Genomic DNA, 24,302 nt, shown 5'->3' with positions numbered 1-24,302 from the left:
ACAAGGTTATCATGCGTACGTTGAACCGCCTGTTGCTCGCCGCTCTACTGGGTCTTGGCGCGACTTCCGTCATGGCGGCGGACGATGCCCCGACGCCGGAACCGGATGTGACCATCCGCCAGGAGGGCGACAAGACCATCCAGGAATACCGCGTGAACGGCTTCCTCTACGCCATCAAGGTCGTGCCCAAGCACGGCAAGCCGTACTTCCTGGTACGCCAGGACGGCAGCGACGGCAACTTCATCCGCTCGGACCAGCCCGACAAGCTGATTCCGCAGTGGCAGATCTTCAGCTGGTAAACCCTCCCCACCACGACGCTCCAGAGGATTGAGCATGTCGGTATTCACGCCTCTGGAACGTCCGGTTCTCGAAGACTTCCTCGCTCCTTACGGCCTCGGCCGCCTGCGCGACTTTCGTGGAATCGCGGAAGGATCGGAGAACAGCAACTTCTTCGTCAGCCTGGAACAGGGCGAATTCGTCCTGACCCTGGTGGAGCGCGGCCCGGTGCAGGAGATGCCGTTCTTCATCGAACTGCTCGACGTGCTGCATGAAGCCGACCTGCCGGTGCCCTATGCACTGCGCACGAAGGACGGCGAAGCCCTGCGCCAGCTCGAAGGCAAACCGGCGCTGCTGCAACCGCGCCTGGCCGGCCGCCACGAACGCTCGCCGAACAACCATCACTGCCAGGAGGTCGGCGACTTGCTGGCCCGCCTGCACCTGGCAACCCGCGAGCGGATCATCGAGCGCCCCAGCGACCGTGGCCTGAGCTGGATGCTGCACGAGGGCGAGGCGATGCAGTCGCACCTTTGCGGCAGCGCCGCGACCCTGCTGGGCGATGCGCTGGAAGAGATTGCCCGCCTGCTCGCCGAACAACCGACGCTGCCGCGCGCCAACCTGCACGCCGACCTGTTCCGCGACAACGTGCTGTTCGATGGCCCGCACCTGGCGGGGGTGATTGACTTCTACAACGCCAGCTCCGGCTGGATGCTTTACGACCTGGCGATCACCGTGAACGACTGGTGTTCCAACGACGACGGCGCCCTTGACGGTCCGCGCGCTCGCGCGCTGCTGGCAGCCTACGCGGCGAAGCGGCCGTTCACTGCGCTGGAAGCCGAGTTGTGGCCGGAGATGCTGCGCGTGGCGTGTGTGCGCTTCTGGCTGTCGCGGCTGATTGCCGCCGAGGCATTCGCCGGGCAGGACGTGCTGATTCACGACCCGAGCGAGTTCGAGCGACGCCTGGTGCAACGGCAGAAGGTGGCTATTCATTTGCCATTTGCGCTGTAAACGCTCCGACGGCTCGCTCCTACAAAAGAACAACCCGGCGTGAATCGGGTGGCGTAAAGATCTAACTCGTAGCTGGCATCCCTGCCGTTGTTCCTCTGCTCAAGGTCAGCCCCGGCCCGGCCATTCATGGCCGGTCGTTCGCCGGGCGACGAGTGCGGGCGTCGTAAAGATCTAATTCGGAGCTGGCATCCTTGCCGTTGCTCCTCTGCTCGAGTTCAACCCCAGCCTGGCTATCCATGGCCAGGCGTTCGCCGGCGCGACGTATACGTCGCGTCGCTCCGTCTCACCCACACTTCGAATGCCCGCAGTTCAGGCAGGTGGCGCAGCCGTCCATCTGCACCACCGCCATGGTGTTGCACTTGCCGCAAAGCTGAGCGCCGGCGGGGAAGCCTTCGCCGGGTTCGGCCTTGTTAGTGCCTTGGGCGGCTTCGTAGGCGGCGCGCTTTTCGGCGAGGTACAGGCGCTGTTCCTCGTCCAGCTGCGGGCCTTCCATCAGGCCGATGGCAACCATGTGGCGCTCGATGACCGCGCCGATTTCGGCGACGATCGACGGCATATAGATGCCGCCGCGCTTCAGGTAGCCGCCGCGTGGGTCGAACACTGCTTTCATTTCTTCGACCAGGAAGGTGCAGTCGCCGCCCTTGCGGAACACCGCGGACATGATCCGGGTGAGCGCGACGATCCACTGGAAGTGGTCCATGTTCTTCGAGTTGATGAAGATCTCGAAGGGCCGGCGCTGCTCATACGGCGTATCCGGGTTGAGCACCACGTCGTTGATGGTCACGTACAGCGCGTGCTCGAACAGCGGTGACTTGATCTTGTAAGTGGCGCCCACCAGCAGCTCGGGGCGCTGCAGGGTTTCGTCCATCTTCACCACGGCGGCGGCCGCGGCGGCTTCCACACGGGCCTTTTCCTCGGCCACGTCCACCACCTGGAAGCCTTTGATCTTCTGGTTGATCTTGACGCTCATAGCATTCTCCAGGGGTATCAGTACTTGCCGTAATAGCCTTCTTTCAGGGCGTCGAAGAGGTTGGCGGCGGTATGGATCTCACCGTCGTACTCCACTTCCTCGTTGCCCTTGAGCTCCACCACGCTGCCATCTTCCAGCTCGAAGCGGTACACCGTCTTCTCCAGGTCCGACTCCTTGACCAGCACGCCCTGGAAGGCCGCCGGGTTGAAGCGGAAGGTGGTGCAGCCCTTCAGGCCCTGGCGCCAGGCATAGAGGTAGATGTCCTTGAAGTCTTCGAACGGATAGTCGGTGGGGACGTTGGCGGTCTTGGAGATCGACGAATCGATCCACTTCTGCGCGGCGGCCTGGATGTCCACGTGCTGCTGCGGGGTGATGTCGTCGGCGGTGATGAAGTAGTCCGGCAGGCGGTGCTTCTCCTCCTCCGCGCCCGGCACGGCGTGGTGGTCGATCTGGTCGCGGTAGGCCAGCAGCTCGTAGCTGAAGACCGAGATCTTCTCCTTGGTCTTGCGGCCCGGGCGGATCACATTGCGCGAGTAATGGTGCGCAAAGCTCGGCTCGATACCGTTGGAGGCATTGTTGGCGAGGCTCAGGCTGATGGTGCCGGTGGGCGCGATGGAGCTGTGGTGGGTGAAGCGCGCACCGTGCTGGGCCAGTTCCTCGATCAGCTGCGGCGCATGCTCGGCGACACGCTGCATGTAGCGCGAGTACTTGGCGTGGAGCACGCGTCCTGCGACCTTGTCGCCGACCTTGAAGCCATCGGCCTTCATTTCCGGCCGCTTGCGCAGCATCTCGGCGGTGACTTCGTATTCCTTGACCAGCGCCGGCGCCGGGCCTTTCTCGCGGGACAACTCCAGCGCCACTTCCCAGCCGACCAGGGCCATCTCGCGCGCCACTTCCTCGGTGAACACGCAGGCTTCCGGGCTGCCGTAGCGCAGCTTGAGCAGGGTCAGCGCCGAGCCCAGGCCGAGGAAGCCCATGCCGTGGCGACGCTTGCCGAGGATTTCCGCACGTTGCTGTTCCAACGGCAGGCCGTTGATCTCCACCACGTTGTCGAGCATGCGGGTGAAGACGCGGACCACTTCGCGGTAGCGCTCCCAGTCAAAGCGTGCGTTGCCGCCGAAGGCATCAACCACGAAGGTGGTCAGGTTCACCGAGCCCAGCAGGCAGGAGCCGTAGGGCGGCAGCGGCTGCTCGCCGCACGGATTGGTGGCGCGGATCGCCTCGCACCACCAATTGTTGTTCATCTCGTTGACCCGGTCGATGAGGATGAAGCCGGGCTCGGCGTAGTCGTAGGTGGACACCATGATCATGTCCCACAGGTGCCGCGCCTTGACCCGGCCGTAGACCTTGCACGCCACGCGGCCGTCGTCGCCGACCAGGTAGTTGTCGTGCACCGGCCAGTCGCGCCAGACGACTTCGTCCGGGTCCTTGAGGTCGACTTCGTCGCGCTCCTTCTCGTGGATCGGGAAGATCAGCGGCCAGTCCTCGTCGTTCTCCACCGCCGCCATGAAGCCGTCGGTGATCAGCAGGCTGAGGTTGAACTGGCGCAGGCGGCCGTCTTCACGCTTGGCGCGGATGAACTCGCGTACATCCGGATGGCTGACGTCGAAGGTGCCCATCTGCGCGCCGCGGCGGCCGCCGGCGGAGCTGACGGTGAAGCACATCTTGTCGTAGATATCCATGAAAGACAGTGGCCCGCTGGTGTGCGCGCCTGCACCGGAAACATAGGCGCCACGCGGGCGCAGGGTGCTGAATTCGTAGCCGATGCCGCAGCCGGCCTTCAGGGTCAGGCCGGCCTCGTGGACCTTCTCCAGGATGTCGTCCATGGAGTCGCGGATGATTCCGGACACGGTGCAGTTGATGGTCGAGGTGGCCGGCTTGTGTCCCTGGGCGCCGGCGTTGGAGATGATCCGCCCGGCAGGGATCGCGCCATTGCGCAATGCCCAGAGGAAGCGCTCGTACCAGTGCTCGCGCAGGGCCTTGTTCGCCTCGACGTCGGCCAGGGCGCGGGCGACCCGCTGCCAGGTCTCGTCGACGCTGCCGTCGATGGGTTTCCCGCTCTTGTGCTTGAGGCGGTACTTGCTGTCCCAGATGTCCTGCGAGGCAGGTTGCAGGGCGAGAACTCCTTGGTCGGCGCCACGGGGGCGCGCATCGGTCTTGGCCATCCGAGAAATAACCTCCTGTCGGTTGGGTGGCAGGCGCAAAGGAGCGCGAGTAGACCCAATATGTAGACACAGAAGACTGACCGGTATCAATATCTTGTGCCTGGCTCGCACCATTACACACGATAGACGGTTGATCGGAAGACGCTGAAAAAGATGCACGAAAGCGACGATTGGCGGGGCGTCGGCCGCAAATCACGTGGGGAAATTTCAGGCAGGATGGTGCGACGATCAGGCGCGGCGAAGACGCAGCACAGCATCATCGGTTCCGAGCTGGCCGGAGGAACAGCCCGGACGGAGTCCGCTCCTGCAAAAGTGTTTTACCTCGCCCATAAAAAAACGGACCGACCATCGCGGGGATGGTGGTCCGTTGCGCAAACGCGGGGGAGCGTCACCGGGGAAAGGGGGCGCTCCAGACGCAGCCCCTCAGGCGTATGGCCCGAATTGCGTCAACGTTGCGATCAAGCCGGTTCGGTCAGCGCGCCCGCAGCGCGCACGGATGGTTGGCGGCGGGAAATCCGGTGGGCGTCGCCCGCTGGCGCAGTGCCCTTGTCGTAGGGCTTGGCCAGCAGCATGTAGAGCAGGCCGGCGCCGAGCACGATCACCGTGGTGAGGATCATCGAGTAGTTCATGTACCAGGGCGCGTCCGGGGTGCGCGGCCAGACCATGTTGGTGATCGCCGCCACGCCATAGATCAGCGCAGCGACGTTCACCGGCACGCCCCACTTGCCCAGGGTGAACTGGCCACCCGGTGCCCAGCCCTTGGCGCGGGCGAGCAGCGCGGCGACGACGATCAGCTGGAACGCGATGTAGATGCCGATCGCGGCGAAGCCGACGATGGTGGCCACGGCGTCGGCCATGAACAGGCCCAGGCAGACGATTGCGGCCGGCATCACGCCCGCCACCATCAGCGCGACCGCCGGTACGTGGTTGCTGTTGAGCTTCGACAGGGCCTTGCTGCCGACGATCATCTCGTCGCGGGCATAGGCGAACAGCAGGCGGCTGGCGGCGGCCTGCAGGCTCAGCACGCAGGAGACGAACGACACCATCACCACCGCCATCACCAGCTTCGAACCCACCGGGCCGAAGGCGTTGGCGAGGATGGTGGTCACCGGATCGGTGTCTTCGCCGTTGATCACGCGCTGGATATCCGGCACCGAGAGGATCAGCGCCAGGCAGGCGAACATCGCCGCTGCACCACCGATATAGATGGTCATGCGCATGGTCTTGGGAATCATCCTGCCGGGGTTCGGGGTTTCCTCCGCGACGTCACCGCAGGCCTCGAAGCCGTAGTACTGGAACAGGCCCGCCAGCGACGCGGCGAGGAAGGCCGGCCAGTAGCTGCCGTCGACCTTGATGTCGAAGGTGTTGAACAGCACGCTGAAGTCGTTGTGGCGCTCGAAGATCAGCAGGTAGCCGCCCACCAGCAGCGCACCGCCCAGCTCGCAGATGAAGCCGAACATGGCGACGCGGGCGAGCAGCTTGGTGCCGGACAGGTTGAGCACGGTGGACAGGGCGATCAGGCCGAGGGCGATGCCGATGGCGGCGTTGCCGTGCATGTCGAAACCGAGCATGGCGGCCATGTACGGGCTGGCACCCACGGCGATGCCGGCAATGGAGGTACACAACGCCCAGGCATACACCCAGCCGACCATCCACGCCCAGCGCTTGCCCACCAGGCGACGGGCCCAGGGGTAGACGCCCCCGGAGATGGGGAATTGCGAGACCACTTCGCAGAACACCAGGCACACCAGCAACTGGCCCAGGCCGATCAGCAGGTAGGTCCAGAACATCGGCGGACCACCGGCGGCCAGGCACAGGCCGAACAGGGTGTAGACGCCCACCACGGGTGACAGATAGGTGAAGCCCAGGGAGAAGTTCTCCCACAGGCCCATGCTGCGTTCGAAGTTGGAGCTGTAGCCGAGGGCAGCGAGCTGCTCGGCGTCTTGATCGGTAACGCCAGCGGCACGCTTGGCAGGGGACCCACTCATCGTTGTTTCCTCTCAGGGGTTGATGGGCAGAAGGCAATCGGCCGGCGGGCCTCACGACGCCCGCCGGTTCCCTTTTCGGGGTTGTAGTTGTGTGTGCTGCGCGACCGTTATTGGCCGTCGTCGAACTGCGAGAGCCACTCCACCGCCTGCTGGTGGTAGCGGGTGAAGCCCTTGTAGTCGACCAGTTCCTGGTTGAGGGACTTGAGCACGCGGTGCATGCGCTTGGCCCACGCCGGGTTGGTGGCGATGTCTTCCAGGCTCAGCAGGTAGGTGCGGATCGGGAACACGATGGCATTGCTGCGCGGCAGACGGTGCAGCGGCTGCAGCTCGATGCGCAAGTAGACCTTTTTCCCGGCGTTCTCGGCGGTCACCGTGGTGCGGTCCGGCGCCCACTGGGGCAGGGACTCGGCGGACACGTCCAGGCGCGGGTTGACGGTCAGCGACCAGTTCAGGCGGCGCACCGGGTGGCCGTTGCGCAGACGCAGGAGGAACTTCAACGCGCGGTCGAGCATGCCGGTTTCCTTCACCAGCGGCACCGGGCCGTGGAACTCGTGCCAGGCCATGCCCAGGTTGAAGCGCAGCGAGTAGTCGGCGCGCTGGGTGGCGATGCCCGCGCCCCAGTACAGGGTGCCGTCGCGTTCTTCCTGCAATACCCAGTCGCCCTGGGCCTGGCGGGTGACGTACTCCATCGGCTCGTAGGGCAGGGTCGCCGGATCACCGAAGGTGAAGGTGTCGTCGATGTTCAGCAGCTTGTTGGTCCAGTGCCAGCGGGTGCCGTCCTTCTCCAGGGAGAAGTACTCCGGGTAGTCCTTGGCATAGGACTCCATGATCAGCTCGAGCAGGTCCCACTGCGCCTCCATCATGTGCGGCGCGGAGACGTAGTGCATGCCCGGGTCCTTCTCCAGGGTGATCGCACGGTCGCGGCACTCGCTGATGTAGTGCTCGTCGATGTCGAACACCGCGCGGAAGGCATCGTTGCCCACGCTGACGTGCGGCTCCAGGTTCATCGAGTACATGTACTCGTCGTCCGGGAAGGGCCAGGGCGCGCGGTCGATGCAGGCCTGGCTGTTGGCGTAGGTGTAATCGTCGCGGTAGGTTTCGTCGGGGCGGAATTGGATGGTCATGGTCGTTCTCCGGCTCAGCAGTCGATGACCAGCCGCGAGCACTTGGCACGCGACACGCAGGGCATGATTTTCTTGTTGGCGGCCTTGTCCTCGTCGGACAGCCAGTCGTCGGTGTGGAGGATTTCGCCCTCCAGTTCGAGGACGTTGGTCTCGCACATGCCGCAGGCGCCGCCGCGGCACAGGTACGGGATGTCGTGGCCGGCAGCCTCGGCGGCCTCCAGCAGGCTCTGGTCGGGCGACACGTCGATGGTCGCGCCGCTGCGCGCCAGGGTCACCTGGAACGCCTCGCCGACGCTGCCCTGTTCGAGGAAGCGCTCGAAGTGGATGTGGCTGTCGGTCCAGCCATGGGCGTGGGCGGCATCGATGGTTGCCTGGATCATGCCCTCGGGGCCGCAGACGTAGACGTCGCTGCCCAGTGGCCGGTCGGCCAGCACCGCCGAAATGTCCAGGCGCTCGCCTCGCTCGTCGCGGTACAGACGCACGGCGTCGCCGTATTCCTGCAGCAGTTCTTCACCCAGGCGCGCGTGGGCGTCGCCGCGCACCGCCAGGTGCACTTCGAAGGGCGTGCCGCGCAGGCGCAGCTCGGCCAGTTGCGAGCACACCGGGGTGATGCCCACGCCGCCGGCGATGAACAGGTGCAGGCGCGCGTGCTTGCTCAGCGGGAACAGGTTCACCGGGCGGAGGATTTCCAGCTCGTCGCCTTCCTTCACCACGTCGTGCATGTGCTTCGAGCCGCCACGGCCTTCTTCCACGCGGCGCACGGCGATCTGGTAGGCGCTGGCGTCGTAGGGCGAACTCATCAGCGAGTAGGCGTTGCGGTAGGTGCCGGCCGCGTGGGGCATCAGCACCACGACGTTGCTGCCGCCGGAGAATGGGGTCAGGTGCGCGCCGTCGGTGGAGGCCAGGGTGAAGCGCTTGATCTCCGGGGTCACCTGCTCGATACGGGTGACGCGGACATTCAGGGTTCCGTTGGACTGGCTCATGTGTCGAGCTCCTCGGCTTCCGGCAGTTCGCCGGGGACTTCGGCGTCAGCCTTCACGGCCTGGAAGGCGGCGAGGCGGCGGGAGTAGTGGTCGCGGACCACCAGGGTGCGGGCGCAATGCGGGCAGTCGAAGACGCGCTGGGTGACGTTCTCGGTGTAGCCGTCGCAATGCACGCACCAGACGCGACGGACGAAGGAGCCGGCGTGCTCGCGCAGCACTTCGTCCTTGTTCAGGTTGATCGCGTCGGCGGCCTGCATGGCGGTGCCGATGAAGCTCTCGGAGCCGGCCAGGTACAGGCGGGTGCCCATGCGCGACTGGCCCAGCAGGGCGTGCAGGTCATCGACCAGCGCGCGGTTGCTCGGGTAGATCGAAAGCTCGACGTCAGTGATGTCGCGCAGGGCGGCGAGGTGATCCTGGCCGGAGAAGGATTCGCTGGAATACAGCACGCGGATGGGCGCGGTGCGCGGCATTTCGGCGAGCAGACGGAGCATGGCGCTGCCGCCGCTGCCCTGGCCGGCGATGATGTGGTGGTTGCCGCCGGCGAGCGGGCGCAACTGGTCGTAGACCGGCCGGCTCTTGATACCTGTGATGAGCATTATTCTTGTGCCTCCAGAACTGCCGGCTCTCTCGGTCAGGAGCGCCAGCGCGATTCGAGGACCCGCGCACGGTCACGGGTCGGAGATACACAGAGCACAGGCTGTGCCAAATAGTTAAGTAATTGAAATTTAAAGGAAAAGTAAAAATACGAGATCAGAGGTGTAAGCAGAAATGACAACGGCTGTAGGCAGGGATGCAGCGGTGGATTGTCGCAGGGGCATTTGTGCTGGATGCGTAAAAGCCGCGTGACCGGGTAGTCCCGCGGATGCATGGATGGTGGGCTTTTGCAGGAGAGAAGGGAGCGCTTAGTCCTTGTTCGCGAACCTTGTCGTACCTCGGTGCCTGCGGCTGCCCTCACCCCAGCCCTCTCCCTCTGGGAGAGGGCTGGGGTGAGGGGCTTTGGGACAAGGCGCGCTATGTCAGGCGGCGCTCAGTCGTCCCGCTGCAACTTGCGGATCAGCGTGCCGACGTCGATGCCCAGGTGGATCGCCGCCTTGCGCTTGCTACCGCACAGGCGCACCGCGCGCAGGATGACCTGGCGTTCGTAGCGCTGCACCTGGGCCTTGAGCGGCTGGTCGTCGATGGCCGCAGCCGGTTCGTCGAGCGCGACGGGGCTGCCGGCCGGCGGTGCGCCGAGCAGCTCCGGCGGCAGGTGCAGTTCATCGGCGACATCGTCGGCCAGTACCGCCAGGCGTTCGAAGATGTTCACCAGCTCACGGATGTTGCCGGGGTAGTCATAGCCCAGCAGGCGTTCGCGGCATGCCGAGGACAACCGCAGCGGCGGCTGGCGGTCGCGGTTGATCCGCGCCAGGAGGATGTCCATCAGCACCGGCAGGTCGTCGCGGTGGGCGCGCAGCGGCGGGATTTCCACCGGCAGCACGGCCAGGCGGTAGTAGAGGTCGGCGCGGAATTCGCCGGCCGCGACCTGGGCGCGCAGGTCCTTGTTGGTGGCGGCGATCACCTGCACCTGGACCTGCTTCGACAGCGGTGAACCCACCGGCTGGATGGTGCCGTCTTCCAGGAACTTGAGCAGCTTGGCCTGTACCTGCAGCGGGATCTCGCCGATCTCGTCGAGGAACAGCGTGCCGCCCGAGGCGCTCTCGATATAGCCGCGCTTGCCCGACTGCAATGCGCCGGTGAAGGCGCCGCGCTCGTAGCCGAACATCTCCGACTCGAACAGCGTCTCGGGGATGCTCGCGCAGTTCACGTCGATGAAGGGCCGGTCGCCCCAGCCGGCGGCGCGGTGGATGTGCCGGGCGATGGCGGTCTTGCCGACGCCGGGCTCGCCGAGCAGCAGCAGGCGCGCGCGGCGGCGGAAGGCGCGAACGCCCATGTCGGCGATGGAGGAGAGCAGCGGCGACATGTGCAGCGCATTGTCCTGCGGGTCGCCCAGGCCCTGCAGGTCCGTGGTCGAGGCGCGCCCGGAGGGGCTGCGCAGGCTGCCGGCGGTGCCCGGCTCGTATTCGCGCTGGATCAGCAGGTTGTAGGGCTTCTCGTAGGCACCGGTGGGCACGGCCTGGGCGCGGGTGAGGAACACCCGGCCATCGCGGGAGCGGGTCAGTGCACTCTTGCCGCCACGGCGCAGAGCCTGCTGGAAATCGTCGAACTGCAGCGCCGAGCGCTGGAAGAAGTCCACGTCGGGCAGGCCCAGTACATCGACGCGGGTGACGCGGTTGACCCGCTCCGCCGCCAGGTTGATGAAGCGCACCCGCGAGTCGCCGTCGCAGACGATCAGCGCCTCGCTGAAGCTGTCGAGCAGGGCATGCAACGCCGGCGTCTCCAGCAGCGCGGAGAGCATCTCCCCGGACGCGCTGACCGAGGAGCGCATGCCCATCCGTAGCGGCGCGAAGAAGCCTTCTTCGCTCATGCTTCTTTGCTCATGGATGTAGCTCCGTCGCCTTGTTCGCCAAGCGCAGCACGAAGACGCGCCAGGCCACGCCCTCGCGGATGAGGATGCGCGAGCAGTGGCTGTTGAAGGACTGGTAGTTGCCGAACTGGTCCGGCAGGTCGAGCACCTGCCAGGTGCGTTCGGGCAGCGGCATGCGGTTCAGTGTCGAGGCCAGGCCGGCGGCGCGGGTGATGCCGAAGGTCTGCTCGAAGGCCGCGTTGCGCCATTGCGGCTGGGCCGCCTCGTCGATCACCAGCACCGCGTCGGGCACCGCGTCGAACACCCGGCGCAGTGCTTCGATACGCTGCTCGGCGTCGTGCTGCATGCGTAGCTCCTGGCTGACGTCGCGCAGGCTGCCCCACATGCGCAGCAGGCGGCCGTTGTGGATGCTGGCGCGCACGTCGTTCTCCACGTAGGCCGGCGAGCCGTCATGACGGCGGTCCACCGACAGCGCGCCATCGACGTGGAATTCCGCCTCGATCAGGCGCCGCACGAACTCCTCGTTGGCTGGGCTGCGCGGCCAGTACAGGCGCACCGGCTGTTCGCTGAAATCGACGTCGGCGGGCATCTCGTAGATGTTGGCCATGGCGCGGTTGCACATGCGCCAGTAGGAGCGGTTCTCGAACACCTGGCGGACGATCTCGTCGGGCGTCTCGCGCACGTCCACCGACTCGGCGAACTCGATGCACCAGTAGGCCACTCGCGCGCTGAAGAGCATCTGGCTCATCACTTCGTTGGCGCTCTGCAGCTCGCCCAGGCGACGACTGACCGGCCCCAGCGGCATCTTCACCAGGTGCAGGCGCGCCGGCTCGCCGTCGCGCCATTGCAGCACGCCGCTGGCGAGCACCGGCAGCAGGCCGCCGCTGTGGCGGATCAGGGTCAACTCGAGGTCCTGCACGCGCTCATCGGCCGGCGGGTTGGCAAACAGCTGCATCAGCGCGTTCAGCGAGTCGGCGGTGTAGATCAGTTCGGCACCCTGGCCGTCCAGCGAGCCAGGCGGGTACCCGAGCTGGTCGGTCTGCTCGGCGGAGACTTCGATGAAGCGTCCCTGGGACGTCAGGCTGTCGGACAGCAACAGGCCTCTGTCCAGCAGCAGTTTTAGCGGGTCAATTTCTCCCTCCAAGGCAGATCTCCAATGCAGATTCCCAACACGACGGTGCGGCCACTCGGCGGCCCGCAGGGAGAGCAAGGCATGTTGCATGCCAGCCTGAAACGCCCGTGCGCCGCGGGGGTGCTGAAGGGGTGTGTGCAAAATCGCAGCACTCCATGCAAGCGTGCAGCGCAGTTTGCAGAATATCCGTTGCATTGCTGCAGCGGCGCGCGCGGCGATGGAAGGCGAGTGGGATCTGCCGCAAATACTGGCCAGTTGATAGCTTTTGAGTTCGTTTGAGCAACTGGCGCTGCTAGGATGCGCGCGCGTTTTTCTTCCCCGTCCGTCCCAGAGCCCGATCCCTACAAGAGGCCAGCATGCGCAAGCACCGTCGATTGACCTTCCGCCACATCGGCCAGATCAACGTGACCAACCGCCTGAGCGGCGATGCCATGGGGACGGTACTCGATGTCTCGATGGGCGGGTTGCGGCTGGTGACGGAGGAACCGCTGGCGCCGGGCAGTTGCTACGACATGCGCCTGGAGATTCCGGTACGTGAGGATCACACCCGTTCGGTGGATATCACTGCGATCTGCCAGTGGTCGAAGAAGGATGCCAAGAACGCGCGCTTCGAGCAGGGGTTCAAGCTGGATCGGCCGAGTGCGGCGTTTACCGAGCTGGTGACGTCGATGTCGGTGAGCTTCAACCGCAGTCTGTTGGGGCGGGCGCGGTTATCGTGATGGATCTTCGGGAGGGGTAGTTCGGCGCTCGGGCGGGCCCTCACCCCAGCCCTCTCCCAGGGGAAGAGGGGGCCGATCGGTGTGTTGTGGCTATTCCGGAGTCAGTCGGCGAGCGTGGAAATATCAGCCCGCTGCAGACAGTCCCCTCTCCCATTGGGAGAGGGTTAGGGTGAGGGGGAGACCCCGCGGCGAACGCTCGAAAAGCACCCGCTCCGCCAGAGCCCATCACCCCAGCGTCCCCAGTATCTGCACCCCCACCCGCTCCGGAATCTCGTTCTGCGACAGCACATGCAGCCCCGGGCTGAACACCCGCGCATAACGCGCCAGCAGCGGCCGCAGTTGCGGCATCACGGTGAGGATCGGCGGGTGGCCTTCCTTGCGCAGTTTTTCCTTCACCACCGGCATGCTGTGCTGCAGCTGGTTGAGCAGGCTGGGTTCCACTGGAATGTTGTCCAGGCTCACCGGGCCGGCCTGCTGGGCGATGCTCAGGGCGCCGAGCAGGGTGTTTTCCAGGGCGTTCTCCAGGACGAACACGGTCAGCTCCGGGCGGTCGCCGGCGATCAACGAAACGATGCTGCGGCGCAGCGCGTAGCGTACGTCGGAGGCCAGCAGCACCGGGTCCTTGGTGGTCTCGCTGCCTTCGAGCAGGGCGCTGGCGATGGTGACGATGTCCTTGAGCGGCACTTCTTCCTGCAGCAGCTGGCGGAACACCCGGTGCTGCTGTGAATAAGTGAGCTGCGCCTTCAGCGATTCGGCGAGCTTGGGCGCCTGCAGGGTCAGGCGCTGCATCAGGTGTTCGACGTCGTCGTGCTTGAAGATGTCCGGCAGGTGCTCGCGCACCACCTTGTTCAGGTGCGTGGCGACCACGCTGGCGCAGTCGATCACCTGGTAGCCCAGGTTCAGCGCTCGGGATTTGTCGGCCGGGAGAATCCACACCACCTGCATGCGGTACGCCGGGTCGACGCCGAGGATGCCGTCGATCTCGCCGTACAGCTCCGGCGAGGGAATCGCCATCAGCCGGTCGGCGTGGATTTCCGCACCGTCGATGCGCTCGCCGTTGATGTGGATGGCGTACTGCGAGGCCTTCAGGCGCAGGCTGTCGCGAATCTGCACTTCCGGCAGGAGGAAGCCGAGGTTCTCCGAGAGCGTCTGGCGCACGCCGCGAATCCGCTGCGGCAGCGGCGCGCCGCTGGCCTCGTTGACCAGACTGACCAGCTTGTAGCCCAGCGAGATCGACAGCCGCTCCACCAGCGGAATGTCTTCCCAGGCCAGTTGCTGCGCCTTTTCCTGGTCCATCGCGTGCGTCAGCGCCTGGGTCTGCTCCAGCGTCTGCGCCTCGATGGGCGGGCCGGCCAGCGACAGCCGCCAGGCGATGAACGCCACCAGCGCGGCGAAGGCGAAGAAGGCGGTGTGCGGCATGCCCGGCACCAGGCCGAGCACCACGAGGATGCCGGCGACGGTGTACAGCAGCGATGGCGAGGCGAGCATCTGCCGGCGCACCAGGCTGGTGATTTCCGCGGACTCGTTGACCCGCGTGACGATGATCGCCGCGGCGGTGGACAGCAGCAGCGCCGGGATCTGCGCCACCAGGCCGTCGCCGATGGTCAGCAGGGCGTAGCGCTGGAAGGCCGCGCCGGCCGGCAGGTCGTAGACGAACACGCCGATGGCCAGGCCGCCGAACAGGTTGATCAGCAGGATCAGGATGCCGGCGATGGCGTCGCCACGGACGAACTTCGAGGCGCCGTCCATCGCGCCGTAGAAGTCGGCTTCCTTGGCCACTTCCGAGCGGCGGCGCTTGGCTTCGTTCTGGTCGATCAGGCCGGCGTTGAGGTCGGCGTCGATGGCCATCTGCTTGCCGGGCAGGGCGTCCAGGGTGAAGCGCGCGGTGACCTCGGAGATGCGCTCGCCGCCCTTGGTGATGACCATGAAGTTGATGATCATCAGGATCACGAAGACGATCAGGCCGACGATGAAGTTGCCGCCGATCACCACGTGGCCGAAGGCCTCGATCACCTTGCCCGCCGCGCCCGTGCCGGTGTGGCCGTCGAGCAGCACCACGCGGGTGGAGGCGACGTTGAGGGTCAGGCGCAGCAGCGTGGTGACCAGGATCACCGTGGGCAGCAGCGAGAAGTCCAGCGGGCTCTTCGACGACACGCTGACCAGCAGCACCAGGATGGCGACCACTATGTTGAAGGTGAACAGGGCGTCCAGCACCAGCGGCGGCAGCGGCAGGATGATCATCGAGAGGATCGACAGGATGATCAGCGGGATGCCGATGCGGCCGCTCTGGAAGGTCGGCAATAGTGACTGCAGTAGGCGCATGGTCAGACTCTGTTCAGCAGTTCTTCGGGAATGGGGACGTTCTGGATCAGCTCCGGGCGTTCACGGCGACCGGAGCGCCAGGCCTTGAGCTGGAGGATGTAGGTGAGTACGTGGGCGACGGCCTTGTACAGCTGCGCAGGAATCTGCTGGTTCACCTGGGTGGTGGCGTAGATCGCACGGGCCAGCGGCGGCAGTTCGAGCACTTCCAGGTCGTGGGCCTTGGCCATCTTGCGGATGTACAGCGCGGTCTCGTCGAGGCCCTTGGCGACCACGTAGGGCGCCTGGGCCTTCTTCGGGTCGTAGCGCAGCGCCACGGCGAAGTGCACCGGGTTGACGATCACCACGTCGGCGGTCTTGATCGTCTTGCTGATCTGCCGGTGCACCAGCTGGCGCTGCAACTGGCGGATGCGCGCCTTCACTTCCGGGCGGCCTTCCTGGTTCTTGTGCTCTTCCTTGCGCTCCTGCTTGGTCATGCGCAGCTTCTTCTTGAAGAAGAAGTACTGGATCGGGATGTCGATGACCGAGAACAGGATGAACACCACCAGCAGTGACAGCGTGATGTCGTAGAAGGTGCTGAAAGCCGTGGCAATGGCACCGCGTACATCGCCGCGTTGCAAGGCAAGCAGGCCGGGCAGGGCGCCGTGCAGCTGGTAGAGGGCGACGGCGATCAGCACGGCGATCTTCAGCAGCGACTTGGCCAGCTCGGTCCAGTTCTGCAGCGAGAAGATGCGTCCGAGACCGGTAATGGGATTGAGCTTGGACAGCTTGGGCATGAAGTTCTTGCTGGAGAAGATCCAGCCGCCGGGGATCATCGAGAACAGCACCACCAGCAGCGGTGTGACCAGCAGCGGCAGCAGCGTGGTGATGAACAGCACCAGGTGGTGGCCGAGCACCAGCGGCAGATCGTCGAGGCCGATCTCGCTGTTCCTCAGGTCGATGAAGGACAGCGCGAAGCCCTGCTTCAGGCCGTCGTAGAAATGCTCCACGCAGAACTTCAGGGCGATCAGCGTGGCCAGCAGCGAGAGCGTGGTGGAGAGGTCCTTGGAGCGGCTGACCTGGCCGTCCTCGCGACTCTTCCTGAGCTTCTGCTGGGAGGCCTCTTCGGTCTTTTCCTGGGCGCTGTGCTGCTCAGCCATGGCGCCCCTCGCGGAAGATCACGCCGATGGCGTCGAGCAGTTGGCGGGTGAGCTTCAGGTAGTTCTCGGGGATGTCCGGCAGGGTCAGCCAGATGCACGCAAGGCCCGCCAGGATCGCCATGGGAAAGCCCAGGGAGAACAGGTTCAGCGCCGGCGAGATGCGGTTGAGCAGGCCGAAGCAGAACTGCACCAGGGTCATGCAGAACACCACCGGCAGGGTGATCAGCACCGCGGCGGCGAACACCCAGGCCAGGCTGCCGGCCACCGACTCGAGCCCCAGGTAATGCAGGCCGCTGCCCACCGGCCAGTAGACGAAGCTCTGGTAGAGGATGCTCACCACCAGCAGGTGGCCGTCGATGGATAGGAACAGGAAGACCAGCAGGATGAAGTACAGCTGGTAGAGGATCGAGGACGACGACACGCCGTTCATGGGGTCGTTGTACACCGCCATGCTCAGGCCGAGCTGGGTGGAAATCACGTCGCCCACCAGGGTGAACACGGTGAACACCAGCATCAGCGAAAGCCCCAGCATCAGGCCGAAGGCGATCTGCTCCAGCGCTACCAGCAGGCCCTGGGCGGACAGCGGATCGATGGCCGGCGGGCGCGGCAGCGCGGCACCGAGGGCGACGGTCAGCGCCAGGCCGAGGAGAATGCGCAGGCGCATGGGGATCGCCTTGTGGCTGAAGATCGGCGCCAGGGCGAACACCGCCATGATCCGGCAGAAGGGCCACCACCAGGCCTGCAGGAGTTGCAGGGTGTCGAACGCCTGCAGGATGGATGCACCTTGCTGCATGGCATCAGCCGACCAGGCGGCCTGCCTGGTGGAACGACTCGATGAACAGTTCGGAGAGGGTGCGCAGGATCCAGTGCCCGGCGAACACCAGCATCCCCAGGGTGATCAGCAGGCGCGGCAGGAAGCTGAGCATCTGTTCGTTGATCTGCGTGGCGGCCTGGAAAATGCTGACCAGCAGACCGCCGATCAGGCTCGGCACGATCAGCACGCAGACGATCAGCGCGGTGATGTGCACGGCGTTGGAAACGATGTCGACGGCGCTTTCCGGGGTGAGCATGGCGTTCTCCGAAAGGCCGCTAGAACGGCTGCACGCTGCTGGTCAACGTGCCCATCATCAGGGCCCAGCCGTCCACCAGCACAAAGATCATCAGCTTGAACGGCAGCGAGATCATCATTGGCGAGAGCATCATCATGCCCATCGCCATCAGCACGCTGGCCACCACCAGGTCGATCACCAGGAACGGGATGAAGATCATGAAGCCCAGCTGGAACGCGGTCTTCAGCTCGCTGAGCACGAAGGACGGCAGCAGCAGGGAGAAGTCCAGGTCCTGCAGTTTCTCCGGCAGGGTTTCGCCGGCCAGCGAGACCATGGTTTCCAGCGAGGTGCGGTTGGTCTGCGCGAGCATGAAGCGGCTCAGCGTCTGCTTGGCGCGACCGAGGCCGTCTTCCAGGCTGATCTGGTCGGCCTCGAAGGGCTGGTAGGCATTGGCGTAGATGTCCTGCCACACCGGGCGCATCACCAGCAGCGTCATGATCAGCGCGATGCCCACCAGCACGTTGTTCGGCGGGCTCTGCTGCAGGCCGATGGCCTGGCGGAGGATCGCCAGCACGATGACGAAGCGGGTGAAGCAGGTCATCAGCATCAGCATCGCCGGGAGGAAGCCTAGCAGGGTCATGACGATGAGGATCTGCAGCTTGACGCTGAAGGCCTGGCCGTCCGCCGTGTCGTGCAGGTTGAACAGCGTGACCTCGCCGCCGGCTGCCTGCGCGTAGAGCGGGCAGAGTGCGGCGATGAGCAGGCCCAGCGTGGCCAGCGATCTGCCTGTCAGGGAGCGGCGCCGCATCATCAGGCAGTCAGGGCGTCGAGGCTGGCGCCGCACAGTTCGAGCACGCGCAGGCCGTAGTTGCCGTTCATCACCACCACTTCGGCCTTGGCGAACAGCGCGCCGTTGACCTTCACGTCCAGCGGCTCGCCGGCGAGCTTGTCGAGGATGATCACGCTGTTGGCGTCCACATCCATCAGCTCCTTCAGGGAAATCTCCACCGAGGCGACTTCCAGGGTGACGTTCACCGGAATCTTGCCGAAGAAGCTCAGGTCCTGTTGCGGCAGCGAAGCGCGCACGGGCTCGGCGGGAATGTCGGCGGCATCCTGGGTCAGGTCGAGGTCGCCATCGTTGATCAGCGACTCGAACTCGGAGTCGGAGAGAGAACCGGTCATGGGTTTTTCACGCTTTCCAGGGAGGAGAGGAAGAGGGTGCCGTCGTCTTCGAAGATGGCGCCGCGGAACAGCTTCTGCTGGTTCACGCGGACCTCGACGCGGTCCAGCGGGCGGATCGTCAGCACATCGCCAGGCTCCAGGCCGAGCACCTGCGAGAGCGGCATCCTGGCGGCGGCGACCACACAATCCAGGCGCAGCGGCAGGTGCTTGATGTGCTCGACCGGGTTGCCGGTCACTCGCGGCGGTGGCGGGCCGGCGAGGCGGCGGGTCAGTTCGTCCGCCAGCGGATTGTCCAGGTAGAGGTAGAGCGAGGAGCGTTCGCCAGTCAGGTGGCTGACGTAGCTGAACTCGGCCACGTACTCCCACTGCACCTCTTCGTAGGTGGGATCGATCTGCTGCAGGCGGCCCACCGACTCGCCCATCAGCAGGGCGCGGCCGAACAGGTCGACCACGTCCAGGCCGAGGCGGTCGAGCATGCGTTGCTCGGAGCTGCTGATCGGCGGCGTGTCGCGATTGGCGACCAGGGTGCCGCCGTAGTAACACTCGATGACTTCGGTCAGCAGGGCGCGGTCCATGGCGAAACCGAACTTGCCCAGGGGCGAATCGAAGAGGCATTCCAGTTCACGGGGAAGTTCCTCGTGAATGCGCAGGTTATCCAGTTCGAGATTGATTCGATAATGCCGCAGGAAATAGTCGCTGATGATCCGCGGATACTTTCCGGAGATCTCTTTGATGTACTGCGGAATCTTGTGATAATGCCGGCCGAGTTTCTGCGGTTTCAGTCGGATCAGACTGTCGGCGGGCACGCCATGGTGGACTTTTGATTTGCCAGTCATGCTCAGCGTCGTACTTCCAGGTTCGATCTGCCATCTGCCCAAGGACACGGGAAGTGTCGTGACCGCCGGGGTCGGCTGATCGTTGCTCGCGGCATGCTCTGTCTGCCAGGGCCTGAAATTGCTGCATCACAGGCTGCTGACGTGGCGCAATGATAGCGATCTGAGGTCGCCCGATTAAATCAATAGATATCAAATGCTGTTTTTGACGGAACTTTTTGTCTATTGATCTTAATTAATCGGCGGGGAGCTATGGCGTAGTGCTGGCACTTGTTAGTGTGGGTGGGTTAGTTACAGGTTGCAGTAACTTCATGTGTGACGAAGTTGTTGCAATGCCACCCGTGAGATAGCCATTTCGTTAAAAGGTTTCGCAGTCGCCGAGAATTTGATCGGCAGACGCTGGCGATTGACCAACGAAAGGTTTTTCGAACGCACTAGCGAATGGAAAGTTGCGGTGAACAGTGTAAGCCAGTCGATCGATCAATTATGTGAAACGCTGCTCGTAGAGCGGCCAGCGCAGAAAAAAGTTGCGATCATCGGGCCGTCCTCGGACGCCGCTCACGCCCTCCTTTTGCAGACGCTGCTGGCCGAAGGCTGCCGTGTCGAACGCTTCTCCGGCTTCGCCGAACTGGCCCGTGCGCGCAGCGACGCTGCGCTGCTGTTCATCCTCGCCGGTGCCTTCCCCGCTCCCGACCTCTATGCGCAGGTTGGCGCGCTGCTCAGCGATGGCCGCGAGCGCGACGTGGTGCCCATCGTCGGTTATGAAGAGCAGGACAAGGCCGCCACCCTGCTCGACCTCGGTTGCGTCGACTACCTGCTGTCACCCTTTGGCGCCGGCCAGCTGGCCGCGCTGCTGCGTCGCCAGGAAGCCTCCAGCGCCGCCCAGGAACTGTTCGTCTCGCGCTCCCAGGCCGGCCGCCGCCTGCTGGCGATGGCGCAACGCGTAGCGCAGACCCGCGCGCCGATCCTGATCACCGGCGAGACCGGCACCGGCAAGGAACTGCTGGCCCGCTACATACACGGCATCGCCAACCCGGCCGCGCCCTTCATCGCAGTTAACTGCGCGGCGATCCCCGAGGCGATGCTCGAATCCATCCTCTTCGGCCACGAACGCGGCGCCTTCACCGGCGCGGTGAATGCCCAGCCGGGCAAGTTCGAACTGGCCAACGGCGGCACCCTGCTGCTGGACGAGATCGGCGAACTGCCGCTGGCCCTGCAGGCCAAGCTGCTGCGCGTACTGCAGGAGCAGCGCGTGGAGCGCCTGGGCGGGCGCCGCGAGATCGAACTGGACGTGCGCATCATCGCCGCCACCAACCGCGACCTGCAGGCCGAGGTCAACGAAGGGCGCTTCCGCGCCGACCTGATGTTCCGCCTCGACGTGTTGCCCCTGCACATCTCGCCCCTGCGCGAGCGCAAGGAAGACGTGCTGCCGCTGGCGCGGCGCTTCATCCGCCAGTACGCCCCGCAGGACGCCGAGCACGACCTGCTCACCGAGTCCGCCAGCCGCGCGCTGTTGCAGCACGACTGGCCGGGCAACGTGCGCGAGCTGGAGAACACCCTGCAACGCGCCCTGGTGCTGCGCAACGGCCTGTTCATCCAGCCCCGCGACCTCGGCCTGGCCGCGCCGGAAGCGCCCATGGCCAGCGTTGCCGCGGTGATCCCGCTGGCGGCCGAGGGTGGCCGCGCCGCGCTGCGCGCCAGCGGCAAGCTCGCCGAGTACCAGCACGTGATCGACACCATCCGCCGTTTCGGCGGGCACAAGACCAAGGCCGCCGAGAGCCTGGGCATGACCACCCGCGCACTGCGCTACCGGCTCAACGCGATGCGTGAGCAGGGCGTGCAGGTGCACTTCTGATTTCGTCTTCCGGGGGAGACCTTCCATGAGTTCGATCATGCAGGTGCAGCAGGACATGCTGGACCGGATGAACCGCTACGCCGACCTGGCCAGCGGGCCAGCCGTGCGGCCCGCCGCGCAGTTCGCCACGCAACTCGACGAGAGTGCGCCGGTACAGGGCATCGGCGCCAGCTTCGAGCAGGCGCTGCGCTCGGTGGATGCCGAGCAGCACCAGTCCAGCGCCGCCATGGCTGCGGTGGACAGCGGCCGGAGCGACGACCTGGTCGGCGCCATGATCCAGAGCCAGAAGGCCAGCGTGTCGTTCTCCGCGCTGCTGCAGGTGCGCAACAAGCTCACCGGCGCCTTCGACGAAATCATCCGCATGCCGCTGTAAGGACTGACAGTGCTGCAGAAACTCAAAGGGCGCCTGCCGCTCGACAAACTCAAGCTCGACCCGCGCCTGGGGCTGCTCGGCATTGCCCTGGGCGCCGCGCTGCTGGCCGCCGCCGTGGTCTTCTACCTGTGGCGCGACCAGGGGGCTTATCGCCCGCTGTACGGCGCCGGCGAAGCCTACCCGGCCGCCGACGTGATGCAGGTGCTCGACGCCGAAGCCTTCGACTATCGCCTGCACCCGCAGAGCGGCCAGGTGCTGGTGCGCGAGGAAGACCTGGCCCGCGCGCGCATGCTGCTGGCGGCCAAGGGCGTGAAGGTATCGGTGCCGGCCGGCTACGAGCTGTTCGACAAGGACGAGCCGCTGGGCACCAGCCATTTCCTCCAGGATGTGCGCCTCAAGCGCAGCCTGGAAGGCGAGCTGGCGCGGACCATCATGGGCCTGAAGGGCATCGAGCAGGCGCGTGTGCATGTGGCCCGCGAGGACAGCAATTCCTTCGTCGTGGGCCGTCGCGATCCGGCCAAGGCCTCGGTGCTGCTGCAACTCGCGCCCGGCCAGCGGTTGAGCCCGGAGCAGGTCGGCGCCATCGTCAACCTGGTGGCCGGCAGCGTGCCGCAGCTCAAGCCCGAGGACGTCAGCGTGGTGGACCAGAACGGCGTGCTGCTGTCGCGCGGCATCAACGGTGCTGGCGGCCCGTCGCAGAACTGGCAGGCGGTGGACGAGTACCAGCGCAAGGCGGTGGGCAATGTCGAGGAAGTGCTGGCGCCGGTGCTGGGCCTGGGCAATTACCGCATCAGCGTTTCCGCCGACATCGACTTCAGCCAGAAGGAAGAAACCCTGCAGGCATACGGCGAGGCGCCGCGCCTGCGCAGTGAATCGCTGCGCAACGAGACCACCCTCGACCAGTTGGCCCTCGGCGTACCCGGCTCGCTGAGCAACCGTCCGCCGGAGCCGCCGCCGCAGGCGCAGCAGGGCCAGGCGCAGAACGCCAACGCCCCGGCCGGCAACGGCAAGGTCGCCGGCACCGACAACAAGGCCGCGACCTCGACCCGCAACGAGACCACCCGGCAGAACGATTTCGACCAGAGCGTCACCCACATCAAGTACCCGGCCTTTGCCCTGCGCCAGCAGAGCGTGGCGGTGGTGATCAACGCCAGCACGGCGCCCGAAGGCGGCTGGACCGACAAGGCCCGCGCCGACCTGGAGGCCATGGTGAAGAGCGCCGTGGGCTTCAACGCCCAGCGCGGCGACCTGATCACCGTCAGCGTGTTCCCGTTCGCCGCCACCGCGGTGGAAGAGTCCGCGGCGAGCTGGTGGGAAAGCAGCGCCCTGCAATCCCTGGTGCGTTACAGCGTGCTTGGCCTGATCGCGCTGCTGTTCCTGCTGTTCGGCGTGCGCCCGGCAGTGCGCAGCCTGACCCAGCGCGCGCAGCCGGCGGCTACCGCCGCGCTACCCGAAGGCGCCGGCGACTACCCGCTGGCCCTGGATGCCGAGCGCCGCCTGGCGCTTTCCAACGAAACCGTCGGCGGGCTCAACGTCCTCGGCGAGCTGAACCCGCTCTCGGAGATCCGCCTGCCGGCGCCGGGGTCGGGGCTGGAACACCAGATCGAGCATCTGCAGATGCTGGCGAAGAACGACCCGGAACGGGTCTCGGAAGTGATCAAGCACTGGATTGGCCGCAATGACCGACACGAGCCTGCCTGAAGAACCGAAAAAGCGCGGCCCGCAGATGCGCGCCGTGAGCTCGCTGGAACAGGCGGCGATCCTCATGCTGAGCATGGGTGACGAAGCCTCCGCGGGCATCCTGCGCAATTTCAGCCGCGAGGAGATTGTCAGCATCAGCCAGGCAATGGCGCGGCTGTCCAACGTCAAGCAGAACACCGTCTCCGACGTCATCGGGCGCTTCTTCGACGACTACAAGCTGCAGTCCAGCATCAAGGGCGCGTCGCGCTCCTACCTCGCCGGCATGCTCGGCAAGGCGCTGGGCAGCGACATCACGCGCAACCTGCTGGACAGCATCTACGGCGAGGAAATCCGCGCCAAGATGGCGCGCATGGAGTGGATCGACCCCAAGCAGTTCGCCGCGCTGATCGCCAAGGAACACGCGCAGATGCAGGCGGTGTTCCTCGCCTTCCTGCCGCCGGGCATGGCCACCGACGTGCTCGAAGCCATGCCGGCCGAGCGCCAGGACGAGCTGCTGTTCCGCATCGCCAACCTCAGCGAAGTGAACAGCGACGTCATCGCCGAGCTGGAGCAGCTGATCGACCGCAGCCTGCGCGTGCTCTCCACCCAGGGTTCGCAGGTGCGCGGGGTCAAGCAGGCGGCGGACATCATGAACCGCTTCAAGGGCGACCGGAACCAGATGTTCGAGCTGCTGCGCGCCCACAACGACAGCCTGGTCGGCAGGATCGAGGATGAGATGTACGACTTCTTCATCCTCTCCCGGCAGAACCAGGAAGTGCTGCAGACCCTGCTGGAAGTCATCCCGCTGGACGAGTGGGTGGTCGCGTTGAAAGGCGCCGAACCCGAGCTGGTGCGCGCCATCCAGGGCGCCATGCCGAAGCGCCAGATGCAGCAGATGGAATCGATCAACCGCCGCCAGGGCCCGGTGCCGCTGAGCCGCGTGGAGCAGGTGCGCAAGGAGATCATGGGCGTTGTGCGCGATCTCGCCGCCGAGGGCGACCTGCAGGTGCAGCTGTTCCGCGAGCAGACGGTGGAGTAACCGC

The 24,302-nt window shown here is 65.5% G+C and carries 22 protein-coding genes; 7 read left to right on the top strand and 15 right to left on the bottom strand.

What is annotated here, in order from left to right; genetic code table 11:
- Positions 1–11 precede the first annotated feature (11 nt).
- The gene (locus GJV37_RS19620; protein ID WP_024766803.1) at positions 12–299 is read left to right on the top strand and encodes a DUF2782 domain-containing protein; all 288 of its coding nucleotides are present in this window, start codon (positions 12–14) and stop codon (positions 297–299) included.
- Positions 300–333: 34 nt separating this feature from the next.
- Entirely contained in the window at positions 334–1,284 is a 951-nt protein-coding gene (locus GJV37_RS19615) for a homoserine kinase (RefSeq protein WP_170858080.1), read from the top strand.
- A 283-nt stretch (positions 1,285–1,567) separates the two neighbouring features.
- On the opposite strand, the gene GJV37_RS19610 is transcribed toward GJV37_RS19615, so the two are convergent.
- From GJV37_RS19610 to GJV37_RS19575, 8 genes are all read right to left on the bottom strand, one after another.
- Positions 1,568–2,254: a TSCPD domain-containing protein gene (locus tag GJV37_RS19610; RefSeq protein ID WP_038803760.1), complete on the bottom strand. Its 687-nt coding sequence runs from the start codon at positions 2,252–2,254 to the stop codon at positions 1,568–1,570.
- A 17-nt stretch (positions 2,255–2,271) separates the two neighbouring features.
- Positions 2,272–4,419, bottom strand: a complete 2,148-nt coding sequence (locus tag GJV37_RS19605; RefSeq protein ID WP_170858079.1) for an adenosylcobalamin-dependent ribonucleoside-diphosphate reductase — start codon at positions 4,417–4,419, stop codon at positions 2,272–2,274.
- A 458-nt stretch (positions 4,420–4,877) separates the two neighbouring features.
- Positions 4,878–6,407 (bottom strand): APC family permease, encoded by a 1,530-nt coding sequence (locus GJV37_RS19600; protein WP_038803759.1) that lies wholly within the window; start codon positions 6,405–6,407, stop codon positions 4,878–4,880.
- 107 nt (positions 6,408–6,514) lie between these two features.
- Entirely contained in the window at positions 6,515–7,531 is a 1,017-nt protein-coding gene (locus GJV37_RS19595; protein WP_024767255.1) for a heme-dependent oxidative N-demethylase family protein, read from the bottom strand.
- 14 nt (positions 7,532–7,545) lie between these two features.
- Positions 7,546–8,514, bottom strand: coding sequence for a PDR/VanB family oxidoreductase (locus GJV37_RS19590; RefSeq protein ID WP_170858077.1), 969 nt, complete (start codon positions 8,512–8,514; stop codon positions 7,546–7,548).
- On the bottom strand, positions 8,511–9,110 hold the full coding sequence (locus tag GJV37_RS19585) for a dimethylamine monooxygenase subunit DmmA family protein (RefSeq protein ID WP_024767257.1): 600 nt from the start codon (positions 9,108–9,110) through the stop codon (positions 8,511–8,513). The genes GJV37_RS19590 and GJV37_RS19585 overlap by 4 nt, the downstream gene beginning before the upstream one ends.
- Positions 9,111–9,541: 431 nt before the next feature.
- Positions 9,542–10,978, bottom strand: a complete 1,437-nt coding sequence (locus tag GJV37_RS19580; RefSeq protein WP_054909494.1) for a sigma-54 interaction domain-containing protein — start codon at positions 10,976–10,978, stop codon at positions 9,542–9,544.
- A 10-nt stretch (positions 10,979–10,988) separates the two neighbouring features.
- Entirely contained in the window at positions 10,989–12,110 is a 1,122-nt protein-coding gene (locus GJV37_RS19575) for a PAS domain-containing protein (RefSeq protein WP_024767258.1), read from the bottom strand.
- A 356-nt stretch (positions 12,111–12,466) separates the two neighbouring features.
- Here GJV37_RS19575 and GJV37_RS19570 point away from each other — a divergent pair, with 356 nt between their 5' ends.
- Complete coding sequence (locus GJV37_RS19570) at positions 12,467–12,829, top strand: PilZ domain-containing protein (protein ID WP_024767259.1); 363 nt, start codon at positions 12,467–12,469, stop codon at positions 12,827–12,829.
- A gap of 225 nt (positions 12,830–13,054) precedes the next feature.
- Here GJV37_RS19570 and GJV37_RS19565 read toward each other — a convergent pair whose 3' ends face one another.
- The 7 genes from GJV37_RS19565 to GJV37_RS19535 are packed head-to-tail and all read right to left on the bottom strand — an operon-like array spanning position 13,055 to position 19,354.
- Entirely contained in the window at positions 13,055–15,151 is a 2,097-nt protein-coding gene (locus GJV37_RS19565; RefSeq protein ID WP_170858075.1) for a flagellar biosynthesis protein FlhA, read from the bottom strand.
- A 2-nt stretch (positions 15,152–15,153) separates the two neighbouring features.
- Positions 15,154–16,287, bottom strand: coding sequence for a flagellar biosynthesis protein FlhB (gene flhB / locus GJV37_RS19560; protein ID WP_170858074.1), 1,134 nt, complete (start codon positions 16,285–16,287; stop codon positions 15,154–15,156).
- Complete coding sequence (fliR, locus tag GJV37_RS19555) at positions 16,280–17,080, bottom strand: flagellar biosynthetic protein FliR (RefSeq protein ID WP_170858073.1); 801 nt, start codon at positions 17,078–17,080, stop codon at positions 16,280–16,282. The genes flhB and fliR overlap by 8 nt, the downstream gene beginning before the upstream one ends.
- A 4-nt stretch (positions 17,081–17,084) precedes the next feature.
- On the bottom strand, positions 17,085–17,357 hold the full coding sequence (locus GJV37_RS19550) for a flagellar biosynthetic protein FliQ (protein WP_045213351.1): 273 nt from the start codon (positions 17,355–17,357) through the stop codon (positions 17,085–17,087).
- 19 nt (positions 17,358–17,376) lie between these two features.
- Positions 17,377–18,147 (bottom strand): flagellar type III secretion system pore protein FliP, encoded by a 771-nt coding sequence (fliP, locus tag GJV37_RS19545; RefSeq protein WP_037018093.1) that lies wholly within the window; start codon positions 18,145–18,147, stop codon positions 17,377–17,379.
- Positions 18,147–18,518 carry a FliM/FliN family flagellar motor switch protein gene (locus GJV37_RS19540; protein WP_024767369.1) on the bottom strand — a complete coding sequence of 124 codons (372 nt, stop codon included), beginning with the start codon at positions 18,516–18,518 and terminating at the stop codon, positions 18,147–18,149. The genes fliP and GJV37_RS19540 overlap by 1 nt, the downstream gene beginning before the upstream one ends.
- Positions 18,515–19,354 carry a FliM/FliN family flagellar motor switch protein gene (locus GJV37_RS19535; protein ID WP_065086103.1) on the bottom strand — a complete coding sequence of 280 codons (840 nt, stop codon included), beginning with the start codon at positions 19,352–19,354 and terminating at the stop codon, positions 18,515–18,517. Before GJV37_RS19535 ends, GJV37_RS19540 begins: the two co-directional genes overlap by 4 nt.
- Positions 19,355–19,826: 472 nt before the next feature.
- On the opposite strand from GJV37_RS19535, the gene GJV37_RS19530 reads away from it, so the two are divergent.
- The 4 genes from GJV37_RS19530 to GJV37_RS19515 are packed head-to-tail and all read left to right on the top strand — an operon-like array spanning position 19,827 to position 24,298.
- Complete coding sequence (locus GJV37_RS19530) at positions 19,827–21,206, top strand: sigma-54 dependent transcriptional regulator (RefSeq protein WP_193452940.1); 1,380 nt, start codon at positions 19,827–19,829, stop codon at positions 21,204–21,206.
- 25 nt (positions 21,207–21,231) lie between these two features.
- Positions 21,232–21,579, top strand: coding sequence for a flagellar hook-basal body complex protein FliE (gene fliE / locus GJV37_RS19525; RefSeq protein ID WP_024766274.1), 348 nt, complete (start codon positions 21,232–21,234; stop codon positions 21,577–21,579).
- Between the two features lie 9 nt (positions 21,580–21,588).
- A complete protein-coding gene (fliF, locus tag GJV37_RS19520) occupies positions 21,589–23,280 on the top strand; it encodes a flagellar basal-body MS-ring/collar protein FliF (protein WP_193452867.1) in 1,692 nt (563 codons plus the stop codon).
- On the top strand, positions 23,258–24,298 hold the full coding sequence (locus tag GJV37_RS19515; RefSeq protein ID WP_024766276.1) for a FliG C-terminal domain-containing protein: 1,041 nt from the start codon (positions 23,258–23,260) through the stop codon (positions 24,296–24,298). Before fliF ends, GJV37_RS19515 begins: the two co-directional genes overlap by 23 nt.
- Positions 24,299–24,302: the final 4 nt, after the last annotated feature.

It is taken from the genome of Pseudomonas nitroreducens, assembly GCF_010994165.1.
Lineage (GTDB): Bacteria > Pseudomonadota > Gammaproteobacteria > Pseudomonadales > Pseudomonadaceae > Pseudomonas > Pseudomonas nitroreducens.
This window is presented reverse-complemented; position numbering and strand designations above follow the sequence as displayed.

Coding starts and splice junctions, on each gene's coding strand:
- GJV37_RS19620 (WP_024766803.1), top strand. CDS start 12: ATGCGTACGTTGAACCGCCTGTTGCTCGCCGCTCTACTGGGTCTTGGC.
- GJV37_RS19615 (WP_170858080.1), top strand. CDS start 334: ATGTCGGTATTCACGCCTCTGGAACGTCCGGTTCTCGAAGACTTCCTC.
- GJV37_RS19610 (WP_038803760.1), bottom strand. CDS start 2,254: ATGAGCGTCAAGATCAACCAGAAGATCAAAGGCTTCCAGGTGGTGGAC.
- GJV37_RS19605 (WP_170858079.1), bottom strand. CDS start 4,419: ATGGCCAAGACCGATGCGCGCCCCCGTGGCGCCGACCAAGGAGTTCTC.
- GJV37_RS19600 (WP_038803759.1), bottom strand. CDS start 6,407: ATGAGTGGGTCCCCTGCCAAGCGTGCCGCTGGCGTTACCGATCAAGAC.
- GJV37_RS19595 (WP_024767255.1), bottom strand. CDS start 7,531: ATGACCATCCAATTCCGCCCCGACGAAACCTACCGCGACGATTACACC.
- GJV37_RS19590 (WP_170858077.1), bottom strand. CDS start 8,514: ATGAGCCAGTCCAACGGAACCCTGAATGTCCGCGTCACCCGTATCGAG.
- GJV37_RS19585 (WP_024767257.1), bottom strand. CDS start 9,110: ATGCTCATCACAGGTATCAAGAGCCGGCCGGTCTACGACCAGTTGCGC.
- GJV37_RS19580 (WP_054909494.1), bottom strand. CDS start 10,978: ATGAGCGAAGAAGGCTTCTTCGCGCCGCTACGGATGGGCATGCGCTCC.
- GJV37_RS19570 (WP_024767259.1), top strand. CDS start 12,467: ATGCGCAAGCACCGTCGATTGACCTTCCGCCACATCGGCCAGATCAAC.
- GJV37_RS19565 (WP_170858075.1), bottom strand. CDS start 15,151: ATGCGCCTACTGCAGTCACTATTGCCGACCTTCCAGAGCGGCCGCATC.
- flhB (WP_170858074.1), bottom strand. CDS start 16,287: ATGGCTGAGCAGCACAGCGCCCAGGAAAAGACCGAAGAGGCCTCCCAG.
- fliR (WP_170858073.1), bottom strand. CDS start 17,080: ATGCAGCAAGGTGCATCCATCCTGCAGGCGTTCGACACCCTGCAACTC.
- GJV37_RS19550 (WP_045213351.1), bottom strand. CDS start 17,357: ATGCTCACCCCGGAAAGCGCCGTCGACATCGTTTCCAACGCCGTGCAC.
- fliP (WP_037018093.1), bottom strand. CDS start 18,147: ATGATGCGGCGCCGCTCCCTGACAGGCAGATCGCTGGCCACGCTGGGC.
- GJV37_RS19540 (WP_024767369.1), bottom strand. CDS start 18,518: ATGACCGGTTCTCTCTCCGACTCCGAGTTCGAGTCGCTGATCAACGAT.
- GJV37_RS19535 (WP_065086103.1), bottom strand. CDS start 19,354: ATGACTGGCAAATCAAAAGTCCACCATGGCGTGCCCGCCGACAGTCTG.
- fliE (WP_024766274.1), top strand. CDS start 21,232: ATGAGTTCGATCATGCAGGTGCAGCAGGACATGCTGGACCGGATGAAC.
- GJV37_RS19515 (WP_024766276.1), top strand. CDS start 23,258: ATGACCGACACGAGCCTGCCTGAAGAACCGAAAAAGCGCGGCCCGCAG.